19 protein-coding genes are annotated in these 17545 nt (G+C 68.8%); 10 read left to right on the top strand and 9 right to left on the bottom strand.

The annotated features are described in order from the left end of the window. Nucleotides 1-183: LysR family transcriptional regulator (locus VGO20_RS25940; protein ID WP_327505307.1), on the bottom strand; the 183-nt coding region annotated here is incomplete at its 3' end. A gap of 439 nt (nt 184-622) precedes the next feature. Between VGO20_RS25940 and VGO20_RS25935 the strand changes: the two genes are divergently transcribed. The 7 genes from VGO20_RS25935 to VGO20_RS25905 all read left to right on the top strand — a co-directional run bounded on the left by VGO20_RS25935 (nt 623) and on the right by VGO20_RS25905 (nt 8204). Next, nucleotides 623-2251 (top strand): ABC transporter substrate-binding protein, encoded by a 1629-nt coding sequence (locus VGO20_RS25935; protein WP_327505306.1) that lies wholly within the window; start codon nt 623-625, stop codon nt 2249-2251. Between the two features lie 86 nt (nt 2252-2337). Beyond that, nucleotides 2338-3315, top strand: a complete 978-nt coding sequence (locus VGO20_RS25930; RefSeq protein ID WP_327505305.1) for an ABC transporter permease — start codon at nt 2338-2340, stop codon at nt 3313-3315. Between the two features lies 1 nt (nt 3316). Further along, nucleotides 3317-4159 (top strand): ABC transporter permease, encoded by an 843-nt coding sequence (locus VGO20_RS25925; protein WP_327505304.1) that lies wholly within the window; start codon nt 3317-3319, stop codon nt 4157-4159. Nucleotides 4160-4161: 2 nt separating this feature from the next. Then, entirely contained in the window at nt 4162-5895 is a 1734-nt protein-coding gene (locus tag VGO20_RS25920; RefSeq protein ID WP_327505308.1) for an ABC transporter ATP-binding protein, read from the top strand. Continuing rightward, complete coding sequence (locus VGO20_RS25915; protein ID WP_327505303.1) at nt 5892-6890, top strand: ketopantoate reductase family protein; 999 nt, start codon at nt 5892-5894, stop codon at nt 6888-6890. Before VGO20_RS25920 ends, VGO20_RS25915 begins: the two co-directional genes overlap by 4 nt. A gap of 40 nt (nt 6891-6930) precedes the next feature. After that, on the top strand, nt 6931-7260 hold the full coding sequence (locus tag VGO20_RS25910) for a cupin domain-containing protein (protein WP_327505302.1): 330 nt from the start codon (nt 6931-6933) through the stop codon (nt 7258-7260). Next, entirely contained in the window at nt 7257-8204 is a 948-nt protein-coding gene (locus tag VGO20_RS25905; RefSeq protein WP_327505301.1) for a DMT family transporter, read from the top strand. The genes VGO20_RS25910 and VGO20_RS25905 overlap by 4 nt, the downstream gene beginning before the upstream one ends. 13 nt (nt 8205-8217) lie before the next feature. On the opposite strand, the gene VGO20_RS25900 is transcribed toward VGO20_RS25905, so the two are convergent. The 3 genes from VGO20_RS25900 to VGO20_RS25890 all read right to left on the bottom strand — a co-directional run bounded on the left by VGO20_RS25900 (nt 8218) and on the right by VGO20_RS25890 (nt 10248). Beyond that, nucleotides 8218-8697 carry a DUF2214 domain-containing protein gene (locus VGO20_RS25900; RefSeq protein ID WP_327505300.1) on the bottom strand — a complete coding sequence of 160 codons (480 nt, stop codon included), beginning with the start codon at nt 8695-8697 and terminating at the stop codon, nt 8218-8220. Nucleotides 8698-8708: 11 nt separating this feature from the next. Next, a complete protein-coding gene (locus VGO20_RS25895) occupies nt 8709-9077 on the bottom strand; it encodes a DUF6152 family protein (RefSeq protein ID WP_327505299.1) in 369 nt (122 codons plus the stop codon). Between the two features lie 97 nt (nt 9078-9174). Then, complete coding sequence (locus tag VGO20_RS25890; protein ID WP_327505298.1) at nt 9175-10248, bottom strand: autoinducer binding domain-containing protein; 1074 nt, start codon at nt 10246-10248, stop codon at nt 9175-9177. Between the two features lie 133 nt (nt 10249-10381). Between VGO20_RS25890 and VGO20_RS25885 the strand changes: the two genes are divergently transcribed. Beyond that, entirely contained in the window at nt 10382-10810 is a 429-nt protein-coding gene (locus VGO20_RS25885) for a VOC family protein (protein ID WP_327505297.1), read from the top strand. 346 nt (nt 10811-11156) lie between these two features. On the opposite strand, the gene VGO20_RS25880 is transcribed toward VGO20_RS25885, so the two are convergent. Then, a complete protein-coding gene (locus VGO20_RS25880; RefSeq protein WP_327505296.1) occupies nt 11157-12365 on the bottom strand; it encodes a pyridoxal-phosphate-dependent aminotransferase family protein in 1209 nt (402 codons plus the stop codon). A gap of 727 nt (nt 12366-13092) precedes the next feature. Further along, nucleotides 13093-13872 (bottom strand): formate/nitrite transporter family protein, encoded by a 780-nt coding sequence (locus VGO20_RS25875; RefSeq protein ID WP_327505295.1) that lies wholly within the window; start codon nt 13870-13872, stop codon nt 13093-13095. A 1014-nt stretch (nt 13873-14886) separates the two neighbouring features. On the opposite strand from VGO20_RS25875, the gene VGO20_RS25870 reads away from it, so the two are divergent. Both VGO20_RS25870 and VGO20_RS25865 read left to right on the top strand, forming a co-directional pair. Beyond that, entirely contained in the window at nt 14887-15435 is a 549-nt protein-coding gene (locus VGO20_RS25870; RefSeq protein ID WP_327505294.1) for an iron transporter, read from the top strand. A 100-nt stretch (nt 15436-15535) separates the two neighbouring features. Next, a complete protein-coding gene (locus VGO20_RS25865) occupies nt 15536-15973 on the top strand; it encodes a hypothetical protein (RefSeq protein ID WP_327505293.1) in 438 nt (145 codons plus the stop codon). Here the strand turns inward: VGO20_RS25865 and VGO20_RS25860 are convergent. The 3 genes from VGO20_RS25860 to VGO20_RS25850 are packed head-to-tail and all read right to left on the bottom strand — an operon-like array spanning nt 15892 to nt 17423. After that, nucleotides 15892-16512: a DNA-3-methyladenine glycosylase I gene (locus VGO20_RS25860; protein ID WP_327505292.1), complete on the bottom strand. Its 621-nt coding sequence runs from the start codon at nt 16510-16512 to the stop codon at nt 15892-15894. The two genes, VGO20_RS25865 and VGO20_RS25860, sit on opposite strands and share 82 nt — an antisense overlap. 3 nt (nt 16513-16515) lie before the next feature. Beyond that, on the bottom strand, nt 16516-16803 hold the full coding sequence (locus tag VGO20_RS25855) for a YciI family protein (protein ID WP_327505291.1): 288 nt from the start codon (nt 16801-16803) through the stop codon (nt 16516-16518). 14 nt (nt 16804-16817) lie between these two features. Further along, nucleotides 16818-17423, bottom strand: a complete 606-nt coding sequence (locus VGO20_RS25850; RefSeq protein WP_327505290.1) for a TetR/AcrR family transcriptional regulator — start codon at nt 17421-17423, stop codon at nt 16818-16820. Nucleotides 17424-17545: the final 122 nt, after the last annotated feature.

Here is a 17545-nt window from a genome sequence, read left to right as displayed (position 1 = left end):
GATCAACTGCCGGCCGAGCTTCGCTTCCAGCCGCTTCAGCGCCAGGCTGACGGCCGGCTGGGTCACGAACAGGCGGGACGCGGCGGCTGTCATGCCGCCCTCCTGCACGATCATCATAAACGTCCGCAATAGGTTCCAGTCGAGCTGGTTGCCGAGCCTGTCCAGTTCGCGCTGCTGGTTCATGCGCTCGACGCCCTCTGTCGTCCGGAAAAGCAAGGAAGGATCCTCTAGGCCATCTCGATGGCCTGATCCTTGCCGTGTCGATGGCGGCCTGCCGCCGAAGGTTTCGTGGCAGCATAAATTCAGTTTATGACGGCAATGAATAATGTCAATTTGCCTGGGGTGGCCGGCCGCCTCCGTAATACGCGGGATGCCGCTTCGATGCCGTCGGGCCCCCCGGAAGACCGTATACAATGTGGAACAACTCCATCCGGGATCGGGTGGCGGATCTCCGGCGCGCGCCGACTTGGCGGCGGCTTGCCGGCTGTTCCGCCTGCCCGGCATGACCATGGCCCGAGCCACCGACCGCGTGCCGGGGATGGACGTCGGGCGTCCCAGCGCGTCATGACCAGCCGCGAGCCGGCCCGACCACGAATCAATGAACAGGGGACACGCGAAGATCATGAGCAACCGATTGGCATTCCTGCGGCGCCTCACCGCTTCCGGGGCCGTCGCGGCAAGTCTGCTCGCGTCCGCGGCCATGGTCGCGGCGGCCGCCGCCCCGGCGATGGCGCAGGAGCAGATCCAGAAGGGAGGGACGCTCAGCGTCATCGTCCAGCCCGAACCTCCCATCCTGGTCCTCGGCCTCAACCAGCAGGGGCCGACCCAGACGGTCGCCGGCAAGATCTACGAAGGGCTGCTGCGCTACGACCACGACCTGTCGCCCATGCCGGGGCTGGCGGAAAGCTGGGAGGTGTCCCCCGACGGGCTGACCTACACCTTCAAGCTGCGCCAGGACGCCAAGTGGCATGACGGCACGCCGTTCACGGCCAAGGACGTCGTGTTCTCGACCACGGAGTTCCTGCCGGAGGTCCACCCGCGCGCCCGGGCCAATTTCAGCCATGTCGAAAGCGTCGAGGCGCCCGACGACCACACCGTCGTCTTCAAGCTGAAGCAGCCCTTCCCCGCCTTCCTCAAGGCCTTCGAGGTGTCCTCGGCGCCGATGATGCCGGCGCACATCTACGAGGACACGGACTACAAGCAGAACCCGAAGAACGCGACGCCGATCGGAACCGGCCCCTTCAAGTTCGACGAGTGGGTCAAGGGGAGCCACATCCACCTGGTGAAGAACGAGGACTACTACCTCGACGGCAAGCCCTACCTCGACGACATCTACTTCCGCGTGATCCCCGACGCCGCCAGCCGAGCGCTGGCGCTCGAGACCGGGGAGGTCGACGTCAGCCAGTACAACGACGTCGAGCCGTTCGACGTGCCGCGCCTGGAGGCGCTGCCGCATCTGAGCATGACCACGAAGGGCTACGAATTCGTCGCCCCGCTGTCCTGGATCGAGATCAACACCCGCGAAGCGCCGCTCGACGACAAGCGTTTCCGGCAGGCGCTGGCCCATGCGCTCGACCGCGAGTTCATCCGCGACAGGATCTGGTTCGGCCTGGGCCGCGTCGCCACCGGGCCGGTGAACTCCGTCACCCCCTTCCACGAGCCGGACGTCCCGCAATACGAGTACGATCCGCAGAAGGCCGAGGCGCTGCTCGACGAGATGGGCCTGGAGCCCTACGCCGACGGCGTGCGAGCGGAAATCACGCTCACGCCCATGCCCTACGGCGAAACCTGGGCCCGCCTGGCCGAGTACATCAAGCAGGCCTGGGGCAAGATCGGCGTCGAGGTGACCCTGGAAAGCACCGACGTGGCCGGCTGGGTGCAGAAGGTCTCGAACTGGGACTACGAGACTACCAACGACTTCGTCTACCAGTACGGCGACCCGTCGCTCGGCGTGGCGCGCACCTACATCTCCGACAACATCCGCAAGGGCGTGATGTTCTCCAACACCATGGGCTACTCGAACCCCCGGGTGGACGAGCTGTTCGCCGCGGCCGCCGTGGAGAACGACCCCGCCAAGCGCGAGGAGCAGCTGAGCGAGGCCCAGAAGATCCTCGTCGAGGACATGCCGGTGATCTGGCTGCTCGAAATGGAGTTCCCGACCTTCGTCAACAACCGGGTCCACAACGCCGTGAGCACCGCGATCGGGACTTCCGAGAACTTCGCCGACGTCTGGGTCGAAAAGAAGAAGTGACGCCTCGAGCGGGGGCGGGGGCGGAGGCGCGGTCGCCGTCGTCGCGCCCCCGCCGACCTTCTCCCAGCGAAAAGGGCTGAACGGCCATGGCCGGCATTGCATCGTTCCTGGGAAGGCGGCTGATAAAGTCCGTCTTCATCCTTCTCGCCATCGTGGTGATCAACTTCCTTCTCGTGCGTGCGGCGCCGGGCGACCCGGCGATGGTGATGGCGGGCGAGGCCGGGGCCGCCGACGAGCAGTACGTCGAGCAGCTGCGCGAGCAGTTCGGCCTCGACCGGCCGCTCCACGAGCAACTCGGGATCTACGTCGCCGGCGTGGCGACCGGCGATCTCGGGCATTCCTACCGGCAGCAGCGCCCGGTCTGGGACCTCATCCTCGACCGCCTGCCGCCGACGCTGATCCTGACGGGCTGCGCCTTCGTGCTGGCGCTGACGGCCGGCATACTGCTGGGAACGCTGGCGGCGATGAACGTGGGCCGATGGTCCGACAGCGCCATCACCGTCCTCGCGCTCCTGAGCTATGCGACGCCGATCTACTGGGTCGGGCTGATGCTGATCCTGCTGTTCTCGGTCCAGCTCGGCTGGCTGCCGTCGTTCGGCTACGAATCCATCGGCGCCGGATACGCGGGCTGGGACCGTGCCGTCGACGTCGCCGAACACCTGGTCCTGCCGGCGGTCACCCTCGGCCTGTTCTACATGGCGGTCTATGCGCGCCTGACCCGCGCCTCGATCCTCGAGGTGCGCGACATGGACTTCGTGAAGACGGCCCGGGCCAAGGGCCTGAGCGAGACCCGCATCGTCTTCAAGCACGTCCTGCGCAACGCCATCCTTCCGGTGATCACCTTCGCCGGCATCCAGGCCGGGCACCTGATCGGCGGCTCGATCCTGATTGAGACGGTGTTCGCCTGGCCCGGCATCGGCCGGCTGGCGTTCGATGCCGTCCTGCAGCGGGACTACCAGGTCCTGCTCGGTATCTTCTTCGTGACCTCGGTGATGGTGATCGTCTTCAACATCCTGACCGACCTCCTCTATTCCGTGGTCGATCCGCGCATCGAGGTGGCCTGAGATGAACCGCGACTTCTGGAGGGCCTTCGCCCGCAACCGCGGCGCCGTGCTCGGCCTCGCGATCCTGGGGGTGGTGGTGTTCTGCGCCGTCTTCGCCGGCGTGCTCTATCCGCAAAGCCCCTGGGACATGGCCACGGTCCCGTTCCAGCCGCCGCTGTCGCAGGACGCGCTGCTCGGCTCCGACACGCTTGGGCGCGACATCGCGGCCGGCATCGTCTACGGGGCGCGGGTGTCGCTGCTGATCGGCCTGACCTCGACGGCCGTGGCGCTGCTGATCGGCGTGACGCTCGGCGCCGTCGCCGGCTACCACGGCGGCCGGGTCGACGACGCCATCATGCGCTTCACCGAGCTGTTCCAGACCATCCCCAACTTCGTTCTCGCCGTCGTCCTGGTCGCGATCTTCACGCCGAGCATCGCCAACATCGTCGTCGCCATCGCGATCGTGAGCTGGCCGCCGCTGGCCCGGCTGGCGCGGGGCGAGTTCATGGCGCTGCGCTCGCGCGAATTCGTGCAGGCGGCGGTCACGGCCGGGCAGGGCACCGGCACCATCATCTTGCGCCAGATCCTGCCCAACAGCCTGTCGCCGATCATCGTTTCCGCCTCGCTGATGGTGGCGACCGCGATCCTCCTGGAAAGCTCGCTCAGCTTCCTCGGCCTCGGCGATCCCAACGTGATGAGCTGGGGCTACATGATCGGCGCCGCCCGCACCGTCATCCGCCAGGCTTGGTGGATGAGCTTCTTCCCCGGCGTCGCCATCCTCCTGACGGTGCTGGCCCTGAACCTAGTCGGCGAAGGGCTGAACGACGCCCTCAACCCGAGACTGGCCCGAAAAGGGAGGGCGTGAGCATGGGAACCGGCCAGACCGGCAGCGGCGTGCCGCCCGACGTCCACGACGTGCCGCCCGACGTCCACGACGTGCTGCTCGACGTCCGCGACCTGACCGTCGCCCTGCCCGAAGGGGCGGAGCGGCCCAACGCGGTCGAGAACGTCAGCCTGCAGATCCGCAAGAACGAGATCCTGTGCGTCGTCGGCGAGTCCGGCTCGGGCAAGTCGATGACGGCGCATGCCATCATGGGGCTGCTGCCCAGGCCGCACGTGAAGGTCGTCGGCGGCCAGGCGCTCTATCGCGGCCGTGACATCCTGGCCATGCGCGAGGCGGAGCAGCGCGCGTTGCGCGGCGGCCGCCTCGCCATGATCTTCCAGGAGCCGATGACCGCCCTCAACCCGCTGATGACCGTGGGCGACCAGATCGAGGAGAGCCTGAAGGCGCACGCCGTCATGGACAGGGCCGCGCGCCGCGCCCGGGTGGTGGAACTGCTGGCCGCTGTCGGCCTGCCCGATCCGCAGCACCTGCGGCGCAGCTACCCGTTCCGCCTGTCGGGCGGCCAGCGGCAGCGGGTGATGATCGCGATGGCGCTGGCGCTCGAACCCGACATCCTGATCGCCGATGAGCCGACGACGGCGCTCGACGTGACGACCCAGAAGCAGATCCTGAACCTCGTCGCCAAGATCCAGGCCGAGCGGGAGATGGGCGTGATGTTCATCACCCACGACTTCGGCGTGGTGGCCGAGATCGCGACGACGGTCGCCGTGATGCAGCACGGCCGCTGCGTCGAGGTCGGGCCGGCCGAACGCGTGCTCAACCGCCCCCGGCACCCCTATACCCGCGAGCTGATCGCCGCCGTTCCGCACTACATCGAGCATCGCGACGACTTCGTCCGCAAAGGCGAGGCCCTGCTGAAGACGGAGAAGGTCAGCAAGGTCTTCCGCCTCGGCGGCTTTTTCCGCAAGGGCCGGACCCTGGTGGCCGGCGAGGACATCTCCATCGAGATCCACGCCGGCGAGACGCTCGGCATCGTGGGAGAGAGCGGGTCCGGCAAATCGACGCTCGGCCGCTGCATCATCGGCCTGCTCAAGGCGGACGGCGGGCGCATCCTGTTCCAGGGCCGGGACCTGGTCACGCTGAGCCGCAGACAGTTCCGGCCCGTCCGCAAGGACATCCAGATGATCTTCCAGGACCCCTACGCCTCGCTGAACCCGAGGCACAAGATCGGGGACATCATCGCCCAGGGCCCGGTCGCCTTCGGCGAAGGGAAGGCCCGGGCGCTCGAGCGAGCCCGCGAGCTGCTGCGGCTGGTCGGCCTGCCGGAGGCGGCGGCCGACCGGTATCCCCACGAATTCTCCGGCGGGCAGCGCCAGCGCATCTCCATCGCCCGCGCGCTGGCGCTGGACCCCAAGCTGATCATCGCCGACGAGCCGGTGTCGGCGCTCGACGTGTCGGTGCAAAGGCAGGTGCTCGACCTGCTCGACGACATCCGCCGGCGCCTGGGACTGGCCATGCTGTTCATCACCCACGACCTGCGGATCGCGGCACAGGTCTGCGACACCATCGCGGTCATGCAGAAGGGCCGGGTGGTGGAGATGAACACCGCCCGCGAAGTGTTCCAGAACCCGCAGCACCCCTACACCCGGACCTTGCTGGAGGCGATTCCCGGCAAGGGCTGGGAGATCCCCGAAGATCTCCGGACCCGCCGGGTCGTCCCCGGCGCCGAAAGCCTCGGGCAGGAAGCGGGCGCATGAGGAGGGTCGCCATCGTCGGAGCGGGGGCGGTCGGCTGCCTGCTGGCCGCCCGCCTGACGCCCACGCGCGCCGAGGTGACGCTGATCGCCCGGCCCCGGGCGGCGGAAATCATCCGGCGCGACGGCATCGTCGTCGTCTCGCCGCTCGGCCGCGTCTCGCGGGTCCCGGTCGGCAGGGTCACCGACGACGCCTTGGCGGCGGGGCCGCAGGACGCGGTGTTCGTGTGCGTGAAGGCCCATTCCCTCGGCAACGTGCTCGACGCGCTGTCCGGCCTGATGGGGCCCGGCACGGTCGTCGTGCCGATGGTCGGCGGCATTCCGTGGTGGTATCCGCTGGGCCAGCCCGAGCCGCTAGGCTCCTACCGCCTGAAGACCGTGGACCCCGACGGGACGCTGTGGCGGGCGGTCCCGCCGGACCGGCTGGTCGGAGCGGTCGTCGGGGTGTCGGCCGAGAGCGACGGCGCGGGCCGCATCCGCCACGTCGACGGCCAGCGCTTCGTCTTCGGCGATCCGCTGGGGCGCAGGACGCCGGCGGTGGCGGGGGTGGTGGAGCTGTTCAGCCTCGCCGGGTTCCAGGCGCGCGGCAGCCTCGACATCCGGGCCGACATCTGGACCGGGCTGTGCGGCGCGCTGGCCTTCGATCCCTTGAGCGCGCTGACCGGGGCCGGCATCGGCGCGCTCTGCATCGATCCGGGAACGCGCAGGATCGCCCGGATGCTGATGGCGGAGGCGCGGGCGGTCGCCGAACGGCTCGGTATCCGCCTCGCCCTCGACATCGAGGCCCGCATCGCCGCCGCCGAGGCGGCCGGCGACCATCGGACCGGCATGCTGCAGGACATCGATGCCGGCCGCCGCCTGGAGGTCGACGCCACCTTGCGTTCGGTGGCGGAGCTCGGCGCGCTGATCGGCGTGCCGACGCCGACGGTGGAGACCGTCGCAGCCCTGGCGGACCTAAAGGCGCGCCTGAGAAGCGGTTCCGCCGCGCAGGCGGCGTAGACACACGATCCGTCCGCCACCCGATCCGGAGACCGACACCATGGCCGAGACCCCGACCAGACCCACGGCGACATCCTTGCCGCACGTCGGCAACGACCGCACGCGCGTCACCGAATGGCGGTTCGCGCCGGGCGCCGAAACCGGCTTCCACATCCACGGGTACGACTACGTGATCGTCCCGGTGACCCGCGGCCGAATGCGGCTGGAGATGCCCGACGGCACGGCCGCCGTCGCCGAGCTGGAGCCCGGCCGGAGCTATTTCCGCCCGGCCGGCGCGTCCCATAACGTCGTCAACGAGGGCGGGAGCGAGCTCATCTTCGTCGAGGTCGAGTTCCTGGAGCCGGCCAAGGCCGTGGAGCCGCGCCATTGAGCGCTCCCGCCGCGGCGCCGTCCGTCGCCACCGTTCCCGGCGGCACCGCCGCCAAGGTCGCGCTGATCCTTCTGATCGGCCTGTTCTGGGGTGGCAACTGGCCGGCGGTTAAGACGGTGCTGTTCGAGGTGCCGCCCGTCACGCTGCGGGCCGTCGGCTTCACCACCGGCGCGGTCGTGCTGCTGGCCTGGGCCCGGGCGAGGGGGCTGGCGCTGCGGGTACCGGCCGGCGAGGTGCCGTGGCTTGCGGCGACGGGCCTGCTCAACATCCTGGCCTTCAATCTCTGCACCGCCTTCGCCCAGCTCATGATGCCGACCTCGCGCGCGGCGATCATCGCCTTCACCATGCCGGTATGGGCGACCCTGCTCGCGATTCCCCTGCTGGGCGAAAGGCCGGGAATGCGGCAGGCGATCGGCCTCGCGCTCGGCATGGCCGGAATGGTGGTGCTGCTCGGCCCCGAGGCGCTCCGGGGCGGCGGCGACCGGCTGCTCGGCCCGTTCCTCGTCCTGGTGGCGGCGGTGTCGTGGGCGCTGGGCACCGTGCTGATGAAGCGCCGCGGCCGCTGGGCGAGCCACGTCGTCGTCGTGACGGGCTGGCAGTACGCGCTTGCGGCGCTGCCCATGGTCGCGCTGGCGGCGGCATTGGACGACGCGCCGACGCCTGGGTCGTGGCACCTGCCGACCTGGATCGGGCTTGGTTACCACCTCGTCTTCGCGATCTGCATCGCGCAGATGCTGTGGTTCGTGATCGTCGCGCGTCTCACCGTCGGACAGGCGACCGTCGCCACGCTGATCATCCCGGTGGTGGGCGTGAGCGGCTCCATTCTCATTCTCGGCGACCCGCTGACGGTGCGCGTGCTGGCGGCACTCGTGCTCGTGGTCTCCTCGGTGGCGTTCGTCATGGTGCGCCGGCGCCCGGCGGCGGCACGCGGACAGGACGCATGACCGGTCCGGGCGTTCAGAAGAAGGCGATCAGCCGGCCGCACAGGATCGCGGCCGGCCACGCCGCGAGCGAGACGATGGCCGCGGCACGGATGCGGGTCGGGACGACGGCATCCACGCCCGCGGCCAAGGCGCGCCTCAGCGCGGATCGCACGAGCAGCGCGTTCGCCACGCCGATCAGGACTACGAGCATCTTGATCCAGAAGATGGCGAGGCCGGCGTACTCGCCAGCACGGGTGGCGAAGAGCAGGGCACCCGCCGCGACGGCCAGCACCACGCCCGCCGTGGAGACGGGGACCAGAACGCGGGCCAGCGGCGCCAGCGGCACCGAGCGCCAGAAACCGAGGAGCCGCAGGTCGAGCGGCAGGATCGCGCCGAACAGGAGCGCGATCCCGAGGATGTGCGCCGCATTGACGCCGGCGTAGCCCCAGCGCGAACCGCGCAGCGCCGTCGCGACCGCGCCGGCCTCGATCGGCCCGAGGAGCTCGGCCAGCATCGGCCGCGGCGTCAGTCGCGGTTCGGGTAGAGTTCGTACTGCCGCCCGTCCAGCACGACGCGCTCGGCCTTGACCCGCCGGCCGGCAGGATCGGCGGAGGGTTCGCCGACGACGGTGATCTCGGCGCCCGGCGCATAGAGCGCTTCGTCGAGCCCCGCCTGCGCGTGCCGCCAGGGCTGGCCGACCTCTACCGTCCAGACCTCGCCGCCCGCGTCGACGGTGACGATCCCGTGAGGATTGCCGAGCTCGGCGGTCTCGATCGTTCCCGTAAGCTCGATGTTGTTGCCGCTCGTCCACGACCAGCCGTGGTGGGCGAGGGCGGCGGGCGCGGCCGCGAGCAGCAGCGCCAGAGCGCCGGCGGCGGATCGGATCATGCGCATGGCGAGCGCTCCTGTGCAAAGGCGGTTGCCGGGATCAATGTCGGGTTCCGCTCCCGTGTTCTCAAGTCCGGCAAGCCGCCAACCCTGTCGTGCCCGCCTAGATGAGGCCGAAGCGCCTTGCCCTGAAGGCCGCCTCGATCGGCTCGCCCGTGCCGAAGCGCACGCAGAGATCGGCCACGATCGTCTCGACCTCCTTCTCGCACCAGGTGCGCCGGTTCGCGATCCCGCCGGTGCCGCGTCCTTCCAGGATCCATTTGAGTATGTCGGCCTGGGCGGCTTCGAGCACGATTTCGCTGACGCTCCCCGCCAGACCCAACTCGTCGATACGGTGGAGGAGTGCGATCGAGACGAGCCGCGCCTTCACGCGCACGCCGGCGTCCCGCGGGTCGACGGCTTCCCCCATGCAGGACACCGCATGGACGCGCCCGTCCGCCCGGCGCAGGGGCTGAACGAAGCCGCCCCTGATCCGGTACTCCGCGGCTTCGGCAAGCATCCGGCGCACCCGGGGGTCGTGCAGGGAATCGTATTGCGGGGTTTGCCCGAGAACGTCTGCCCAGAAGAAAGCCCGGTGCGTCCGCGCCGTGGCGGCGACCAGCGGATCGATCCGGACATAGCCTCTTTCGCGATAATGGAGCAGCCAGCCGACCGGCGCCTGTTCCAGCTGACCATGCGCTATGACCAGCGGGCTGGACGAGGTTGCGGGGGTCAGCGTTCCGGTGAAGAACTGCCCCAGCCCGACGTCGCGCAGAGCTGCCGCGGCGGTCGCGACGGCCTCGGCGGGTTCGCGCGCGGCGTCGATGGCGAAGGCGACCGTCAGGTCCGTCCCGCCGGGAACCAAGGGAGACCGCATCGACGATCTCGCCTGCCGTCGAAGCTCCCCCGCGAGGTGGTGAGGCACGAAGCCGGCGGCGGTCAGGAGAGCGGCTTCTTCGCCGTCGCTCAGCTCGAGCGCGCGAGCGAGCCGCACCACCATGCTTCTGCTGGGGAATGCGCGCCCGGTCTCGAGGAAGCTCAGGTGCCGCGCCGAAACGTCCGCGACCAGCGAGAGTTTCAGCTGCGAGAGCTTCCTGCGCGCCCGCAGTGCCGCAAGCATCCGGGCGAAAGACCCGCCCGATCCGAGAGGGTCCTGTTCCATCATACGATCTACGTGGCTCTGGCTGACCGGCAGCATGCTTATGCCGTCCTTCGAAGGACCGCGCAAGCGGCGCCTATCTGCGAGGTAATTGCACGTCGCTCCCTGCCTGGACGATGTTGCTCCCGCCCATGGCAAGCACGGCTTCGAAGGAGAGAACCTAGTGCCCAGGATGATCTTTTTGAATCTGCCGGTGAAGGATCTCGCCGCCTCCATCCGCTTCTACGAGGCGGTGGGGTGCGAGAGGAACGAACGGTTCAGCGACGAACGCGCAGCCTCCATGGTCTGGTCCGACACGATCACGTTCCAACTGCTGACCGAGGCGTATTTCGCGACGTTCTCCCCGAAGCCCGTCGCCGACGCGCACAGGACCTGCCAGGTGCTGCTCGCGCTGACGCGGGACGGCCGCGAGGACGTGGATGCCATCGCCGAGGCTGCGGCCGGGGCCGGCGGCAAGGCCGACGTCCGCGAGCGCATGGACCTCGGCTGGCTGTACAACCGCAGCTTCGAGGATCCGGACGGCCACGTGTTCGAGGCCGTATGGATGGACATGGGCGCAATGCCCGCCGCGACGGGCGAGCAGCAGGCCGGGCCGGCCTGAGACCGGCTCGATCGACCGGGGCCCGGAGCGCCGCCCCCGCCGCGGCGGGGCCCGACCGGCGGCTCATGGATGCCCGTCACGATTGTTACTCCCCCCGTCCCGGCGGCCGGCGCTAGTCCTGCGTCGAGCCGAATGTCGCCGCGATCGTTTCGCGCGCCACCTTCACCGCCGGTCGGCGCCTTCCTGATCGCGCTGGTCTTCAGGCCGTTCCCGAAGGAACAGGCCGTGCCGGCGGCCGTCTAGCACCGGCGTGCGGAACGGCCCGGCCGGTCGCCGGCGCAGAGCGTCCGGTGGACGAGGGGCCCGTGAGGCACGCGTGGCGCAGCCGGGCCGGATCGGCGAAGGGTCAGGCCCGAGCCGCCGCGGCGACGGCGGCTGCGGCCGCGTCGAGAGCGCCCGTGGCGTGCGGGATGCCGAGGGCCTGCAGCCCGGCCTCCATGGCCGCCAGAACGCCGAGGGTCATGTGGGCGTTGACATGCCCCATATGCGCGACCCGCAGGAAATCGCCATAGGCCGGATCGGTGGGCGACGCCATGCCGAGACCGATGCCGAGCGTTACCCCGGCGTTGGCCTCCAGCCATTGCCGCAGCCGCGCCGCGCCGCCGGCCCCGATCCGCGCCGCCGTGACGGCATGGGCGCGTGCCCCGGGATCGGCGACGATCAGCCTGATGTCGCCGTCCCGTCCCCAGACGTCGAACGCGGCCCAGACGGCGCGGGCGAGCGCCCGGTGGTGGCGCCAGACCTGATCGAGCCCCTCTTCGCGCAGGATCATGGTCAAGGCTTCGCGCAGCCCGTACAGATGATGGGTCGGGGCGGTCCCTGCGAAGTACTGGTAGAATGCCGTCCCGGACGTGCGCGGCTTCCAGTCCCAGTAGGGCGTGACCAGGTCCGAGCTTCCCGAGGCGGCCAGCGCCTTGTCGGACAGCCAGACGAAGCCGAGCCCCGGCGGCACCATCAGCCCTTTCTGGCTGGCCGCCACCATGACGTCGATGCCCCAGTCGTCGAAGCGCAACTCTTCACAGCCGAGCGAGGCGATCGCGTCCACGGCGAGCAGGGCGGGATGCCCCGCGGCATCCATCGCCGTGCGCACCGCCGCTATGTCGTTGCGCAGCGTCGACGCGGTGTCGACATGGGTCATCAGGACCGCGCGAATCCGTTGATGCCGGTCGGCGGCCAGGGCGTGCTCGATCCGTCCGGCGTCCACCGGAGCGGACGTGCCGAAATCGATCAGGTCGACGTCGACGCCCATCCCGCGCGCGCCGTCGGCCCAACCATGGCCGAAATGCCCGGTCGCGGCGACCAGGGCCTTCTCGCCGCGCGAGAACATGTTGGCGATCGCGGCCTCCCACGCGCCGTGGCCGTTGGAGATGTAGAGCGCCACGTGGGCGGATGACCGGGCGACCTCGCGGAGATCGTCGAAGATCGTGCGGGTCATCTCGACGATGTCGCCGTCATAGATGTTGGGCGCCGGGCGATGCATCGCCGCCAGGACGCGGTCGGGAACCACCGACGGGCCCGGAATGGCGAGATAGTGGCGTCCGTTGGCGAGGCTCATGGCCGTGGCTTCCCGTGTCCGAATGAAGCCGATACTGTCCGTTGAAACGGCTGCCGGTTTCAAGGCCGGGCGGGCCAGGCCCGGTTCCGCAGCCGGAAGGCGGCGCGGCGGTGTTCGCGGAGGCCCACCGTGATAGCAGGGCCGTCCGGCGACGATGGCCGACCCGGGTCCGGCGTTCTCGCCGCGGCGCGGGCGCCGTGCACGGCTGGCCTGCGCACCGGCCGAAGATGTCGACGGACGTGAACCGGCTTGCGACCAACAGGTGGCAAACCCGGCAGCATCCCGATGCCTTGCGCCACGGCTTGCGTGAACTCCGCTGTCCACGGTGTCTCTGCCTCAGCACCAGAACTTATGTCGCGCCCGCTTCCCCAGCTTCAACTCTGGTGAACTATCCGGGTTAACTGCTGAACACGCTCTCAGAACCCCAGGGCTGCGGCAGCAGCGATCCCCACCTTCTCTCCGCATCCAATGGCGGACCACGACTGTCGGGCAATCCGAACCATGAAGGCGGGTCAGAGATGGCTCTGGGTCCTTCGTTCCCATGGCACGCTGCTCTTCCCCGTCGGGGCCGGGCAACCTCCCGTTTGGGACCATGTCGACATGAGCGGTCTGCCGGAGCCGCTCGATCCAATGCCTCTTGCCTTCGCCGTGCTCTTGTGGCCTGTTTTCACACGCGCATCTTGAACGGGCCCCTGGAAGGGCCGTCCACCGCATCAGTTCACGGTCACTATTCACGCGCGCCTTTTGCCTGTGCGATATGCATGAAGGTAGTCAGGCCAATGCCCCCTACGATATTGCCGGCCGTTGCGATGGCCATCGTTCCGAAAAGGCTCTCAAGATCTGCCTGGGCGCCGAGGAGAAGCCCGAAGAAGACATGCAGAACAGCGACGGCAACGTGAGCGAAGGGCCCGAGCGCCAACAGGAAGCCGACGCTTAAAGCCAAGAAGATGCGACTGCCGATGTGATTGACCGCTTCCAAAAGGAAGGACAGCAACGCAACAAGCGCGCCACCGGCGACCGCCTTGACAAATGCCGTCAGCGCTTCCTGCCGGACGATCTCCTCAGCCACTCGATTGAGCGCGTGTCCGGTACCGTCGGGCAGGACCCCTTCGATGGACAGAATTGCCGCGAAGAACGCTCCGCCGGCGAGGTTGAGCACGAAGGTAACGGACCACAGGCGGGCGAGCCTCGGCAGCTTTCCCGGGGCCCACTCCTCGAAAACGGTTGCGGCCGGTTCGTAGAAATTCTCGTTGAACAGCTCAGCCCGACCGACAACCAGGAACACCACCCCGACACCGAAGACGAGGGCACCGCCGATCGTAGCAACGCCGTCGTGGCCGGGCCCGACCAGCGCGTGGACAATGCCCAAGGCGACAATGCCGAAGACGATGGTGAACCCGGCGATGAAGCCGGTCGCGGTCAACTCGAGCAGCGACTGGTCGAGCCGCCGTTCGCCTTCCTTTACCGCACGGCGGAAGATTTCCGAGGGATTGGGAGCGATGGCCATGATCGACGGTCACCGAACTCCGGTCGCGGGCGTCTCTGTCACGAGATCTCCATGGGAACGGCCGGGGGTGTGGCTTCCAACACCAGGGGCCGAGCCTTTGTCACGGACTTTGGGCATAAACGGTGGGACATTGGCTACGCACACGAGTGCGCGGTTGGAAATGGCCCGCTGAAGCCGAAGCCCCGAAGCGGTACGAAGCGAACGAGAGCCGCCGTCACGAGATCCCGCGCGCATCATCGCGTCTAGAAGTCAGCCATCCGGAAGCTCCCTCCGCCGGTTTCGCATACGAAGTAGCAGCATGACGGAGCGGAAGACGCCACGGCTCCGGAATGACAGGCAGCCGCAGAGCAACCCGAACGGGCGGCTCGGTCACCGATGACGACGTGGTCGTGATCGGGTTCGGCGGCATGGCCGTATCGCCTCGCGAGGGCAGAATCGTCGCACCGGGATCACAAAGAGCGAAACCGAGCGGAAGTCCGATGATCCTCGCCGATGGTGCTGCTGGTGCCTTCCGCCCGCAGCCGATGTCGCCCCCATCGGGCGAGCGGTGCATGGCGGCCTCGGCCGCCGGGGTCCCAGGTGTTTTCGGCGGGGCGGGCCCGCCGTCGCGCCCGGTTCTCGGCCAACCGTTCGGCCTCGGCGAACATCCGCGTGGCCTCCGGAAACCGCTCGCGGATGCGCGTCTCCAGAGCGCAGACCACGTCCTCGACCTCTGGGGACGGTGAGTTGGTCCTGGAACTCCACACTCAGGTTCGCCAGCACGTCCTGCGGCCCCATGTGCACGGCCAGGACCTTGATCGTCCACTCGATCCGACGGTCCTCTGATGCGATGCGGCGGATCCCCTCGACCACGCGCGCGCTGGCCGCCTCGCCGATCAGCAGCCCCTCGGACTCGTAGGCGAGAAGGCCGGCCACCAGCGCCGGCACGCCGTCGATGAGGAGCGAGCGGGCGGGAACCACTCCTGCTGCCGAGCCGTTGCCGAGGAATTCAGTCGATCACGCGAGGAGGACTCCATGGCCGGCGACAAGCCTCCGATGAAGCCGAGCGAGGAGGTATCGCGCACCGCGCTCGCGCTGGCGACCGCGCAGGGCGATGCCTACGGGATCGCGCTCAAGCACATGACGTCGATCGTCGCCCATGACGGCGGCGAGATGCGCCAGGGCGACTACCTCATCGGCTTTGCCGTCGAGAAGGCCGAGGGCATGTACCACATGCGCGGCGGCAAGCTGGAGTGGATCGAACCCGACCAGGAGAACGTCCATATCGAGGTCGCCGTCCGCGATGCCTCCGACGGGCGCTTTCTGCCGGGCCTGAAGATCTTCGCGACCCTGTTCGACCCGTCCGGCAACGAGGTCGGCACCCATGAGATGCCGTATCTCTGGCATCCGGCCCTGTACCACTACGGGCGCAACTGGAAGGTTCCCGGTGACGGTACCTACCGGTTGCGGGTCCGTTTCGAAGCCCCCGACTTCCCGCGCCATGACGAGGTCAACGGCAAGCGTTTCGAGACCGGAGCCGACGTCGAGTTCCCGAAAGTCGAGATCAAAACCGGAAAGGGCTGAGATCCGCGCGGCATCATCATGCCCGACGGGCCGGCACGGACGATGAAAATCAGCCGCCCGGCCACCGGTATGGATCCCTGTCGCCGTGAGGAAGGCCATCATGAAGTACATGCTGACCGCGGCGTCGCTACTGGCGCTGGCGACCGTCCCGGCGGCCTGGGCGCAACAGGCACCGGCGACCACCCCCGCCTACGAGAACCTGCCGGCGGAGGATTTCGCCACGCCCGGCGCCCAGATCCCGCTCAATGCCTTCGATCTGCCGCCCGAGGTGGACGAGACCATCCGTGAGCGGATGGGTCCGGAGCAGACCCGCCTCGAACTCGTGCAGACGATGCTGCTCAACGCCTTCGGCCAGCTCGGGTTTGCCCGGCTGCTCGACATCACCGAGCGGGGCCAGACCTATGTCGCGCGCGTTCTGACCGTTGCCGGCGACGAGGCGGCGCTCGGTGCCGGAGTTCAGGCCGACCGGGAGCGCGGCCGCTGGAACGCGGCCCTGGCCCGTTCGACCTCGTCACGCATCGCGCAGCCTTCGGCGTGATCGTTGATCAGCCCCATCGCCTGCAGGAAGGCATGGACCGTCGTCGGGCCGACGAACGACCAGCCGCGCTTCTTCAGGTCCTTCGACAGCGCGATCGACGCTGCCGAGGTGGAGGCGGTCTGCGGGGGCGCACGCTCATCGGCCAAGGGCTCGAAGCGCCAGACATAGGCGGCCAGCGATCCTTCCTGCGCCACCAGGTCCCGGGCCCGCCGGGCGTTGTTGACGACGGCCTCGATCTTGCCGCGGTGGCGGACGATGCCCTCGTTCTTCAGCAGGCGCTCGACGTCTGCCTGCGTGAACGCGGCGATCCGCTCGACATCGAAGCCATGAAAGGCGGCGCGGAAATTCTCGCGCTTGGCCAGGATCGTGCGCCAGCTCAGGCCCGACTGGAAGCCTTCCAGGCACAGCTTCTCGAACAGGCGGCGATCATCGTCGACGGGGAAGCCCCATTCGGTGTCGTGATAGGCGAAGAACTCGGGTGCGGCCGCGCACCAGCGGCACCGCGGCCGTCCGTCCGGCCCGGGGATCGTCGCGCTCATCGTTCAGGCCTTCAGGAAGGCCAGGCGCTCGTCGGTGCGGCCCGGCGTGATCTCGAGGATGTCGGCGTCGACGACGGTCTCCGCCACGAACGGGTCTTCCCGCAGCAGCGCTTCGAGTTCCTCGCGCGAGACGTTGTGGGCGAGGACCGCGCCGCCGGCACCACCCGGAAGGCTGCCGGTCAGCACAAAGATGCCGTCCTCGAACCCGCGTCGGATCCACGCGTTGTGACCGTCCATGTGCCGGGGGGCCTGCGCCTTGTTCGTGGAAAACCTGAGCGTGACGACAAACATGCGGAGCGGATCCTTCAGGCTCGAGGGCGGGAAACGGTTTCGGGATGGCCGGGGCCGGGACGTAGCGCCTCCAGCCATGCGCCCATGTCCGCCACCTCGCGGTCGATGAAGGCCTCGTCGTGGAAGGCCGTCGCGAGCGTCGCCACCCCCTGGCTGCGCATCAGGAGGTGCAGGGCCAGCGCATCGGCATCGGCCTCGCGTCCGAGTGCCGAGAACTGGCGCGCCAGCCAGTGGCGGAACAGGGTGAACAGCTGGCCCGCCTCGTCCTGCGCGACGTGATGGAGCTTGGCAAGCTCGTTGCAGAGCGTGCCGACCGGGCAGCCGTAGCGCATGATCTTCGCCCGGTTCATGACGAGGATATGGATGAAGCTGCGGATGCGCTCCGCCGGGTCGCCGGCCTCGGCCTCCCACGCATCCAGCATCCCGGCCGTCGTCGTCAGGCGCAGGGCGATCACCGCCGCGAGAATGTCGTCCTTCGTCTTGAAGTGATAATAGAAATTCCCGCGCGAGAGGCGCACGGCCGCGGCGATGTCGGCGAAGGACGTGGCTTCGAAACCCTGCTCGTAGAAGAGCCGGTCGGCCGCCTCCACGATCTGCCGGCGTGTGCTTGCGGCACCCATGCAGCCTTGTCTCCTTCCCCTGCGTCGACGGCCCGGCGCGTCGATATGCGCCGCCGTCCCGGCGCCGGCCCGGCGCGCCCGTCTTTAGGACGTTTGACCTACAGCTTTGTAGGACGCTTGTC

The sequence above is a fragment of the Arenibaculum sp. genome (assembly GCF_035998295.1).
Classification (GTDB): Bacteria; Pseudomonadota; Alphaproteobacteria; order Azospirillales; family Azospirillaceae; genus DASYHS01.
The sequence above is the reverse complement of the archived record's forward strand: the minus strand, read 5'-3'. Positions and strand labels throughout refer to the sequence as shown.

What these genes read in the sequence shown, in the direction of transcription:
- VGO20_RS25935 (WP_327505306.1), top strand. Translation starts at nt 623, where the DNA reads ATGAGCAACCGATTGGCATTCCTGCGGCGCCTCACCGCTTCCGGGGCC.
- VGO20_RS25930 (WP_327505305.1), top strand. Translation starts at nt 2,338, where the DNA reads ATGGCCGGCATTGCATCGTTCCTGGGAAGGCGGCTGATAAAGTCCGTC.
- VGO20_RS25925 (WP_327505304.1), top strand. Translation starts at nt 3,317, where the DNA reads ATGAACCGCGACTTCTGGAGGGCCTTCGCCCGCAACCGCGGCGCCGTG.
- VGO20_RS25920 (WP_327505308.1), top strand. Translation starts at nt 4,162, where the DNA reads ATGGGAACCGGCCAGACCGGCAGCGGCGTGCCGCCCGACGTCCACGAC.
- VGO20_RS25915 (WP_327505303.1), top strand. Translation starts at nt 5,892, where the DNA reads ATGAGGAGGGTCGCCATCGTCGGAGCGGGGGCGGTCGGCTGCCTGCTG.
- VGO20_RS25910 (WP_327505302.1), top strand. Translation starts at nt 6,931, where the DNA reads ATGGCCGAGACCCCGACCAGACCCACGGCGACATCCTTGCCGCACGTC.
- VGO20_RS25900 (WP_327505300.1), bottom strand. Translation starts at nt 8,697, where the DNA reads ATGCTGGCCGAGCTCCTCGGGCCGATCGAGGCCGGCGCGGTCGCGACG.
- VGO20_RS25895 (WP_327505299.1), bottom strand. Translation starts at nt 9,077, where the DNA reads ATGCGCATGATCCGATCCGCCGCCGGCGCTCTGGCGCTGCTGCTCGCG.
- VGO20_RS25890 (WP_327505298.1), bottom strand. Translation starts at nt 10,248, where the DNA reads ATGCTGCCGGTCAGCCAGAGCCACGTAGATCGTATGATGGAACAGGAC.
- VGO20_RS25885 (WP_327505297.1), top strand. Translation starts at nt 10,382, where the DNA reads ATGATCTTTTTGAATCTGCCGGTGAAGGATCTCGCCGCCTCCATCCGC.
- VGO20_RS25880 (WP_327505296.1), bottom strand. Translation starts at nt 12,365, where the DNA reads ATGAGCCTCGCCAACGGACGCCACTATCTCGCCATTCCGGGCCCGTCG.
- VGO20_RS25875 (WP_327505295.1), bottom strand. Translation starts at nt 13,872, where the DNA reads ATGGCCATCGCTCCCAATCCCTCGGAAATCTTCCGCCGTGCGGTAAAG.
- VGO20_RS25870 (WP_327505294.1), top strand. Translation starts at nt 14,887, where the DNA reads ATGGCCGGCGACAAGCCTCCGATGAAGCCGAGCGAGGAGGTATCGCGC.
- VGO20_RS25865 (WP_327505293.1), top strand. Translation starts at nt 15,536, where the DNA reads ATGAAGTACATGCTGACCGCGGCGTCGCTACTGGCGCTGGCGACCGTC.
- VGO20_RS25860 (WP_327505292.1), bottom strand. Translation starts at nt 16,512, where the DNA reads ATGAGCGCGACGATCCCCGGGCCGGACGGACGGCCGCGGTGCCGCTGG.
- VGO20_RS25855 (WP_327505291.1), bottom strand. Translation starts at nt 16,803, where the DNA reads ATGTTTGTCGTCACGCTCAGGTTTTCCACGAACAAGGCGCAGGCCCCC.
- VGO20_RS25850 (WP_327505290.1), bottom strand. Translation starts at nt 17,423, where the DNA reads ATGGGTGCCGCAAGCACACGCCGGCAGATCGTGGAGGCGGCCGACCGG.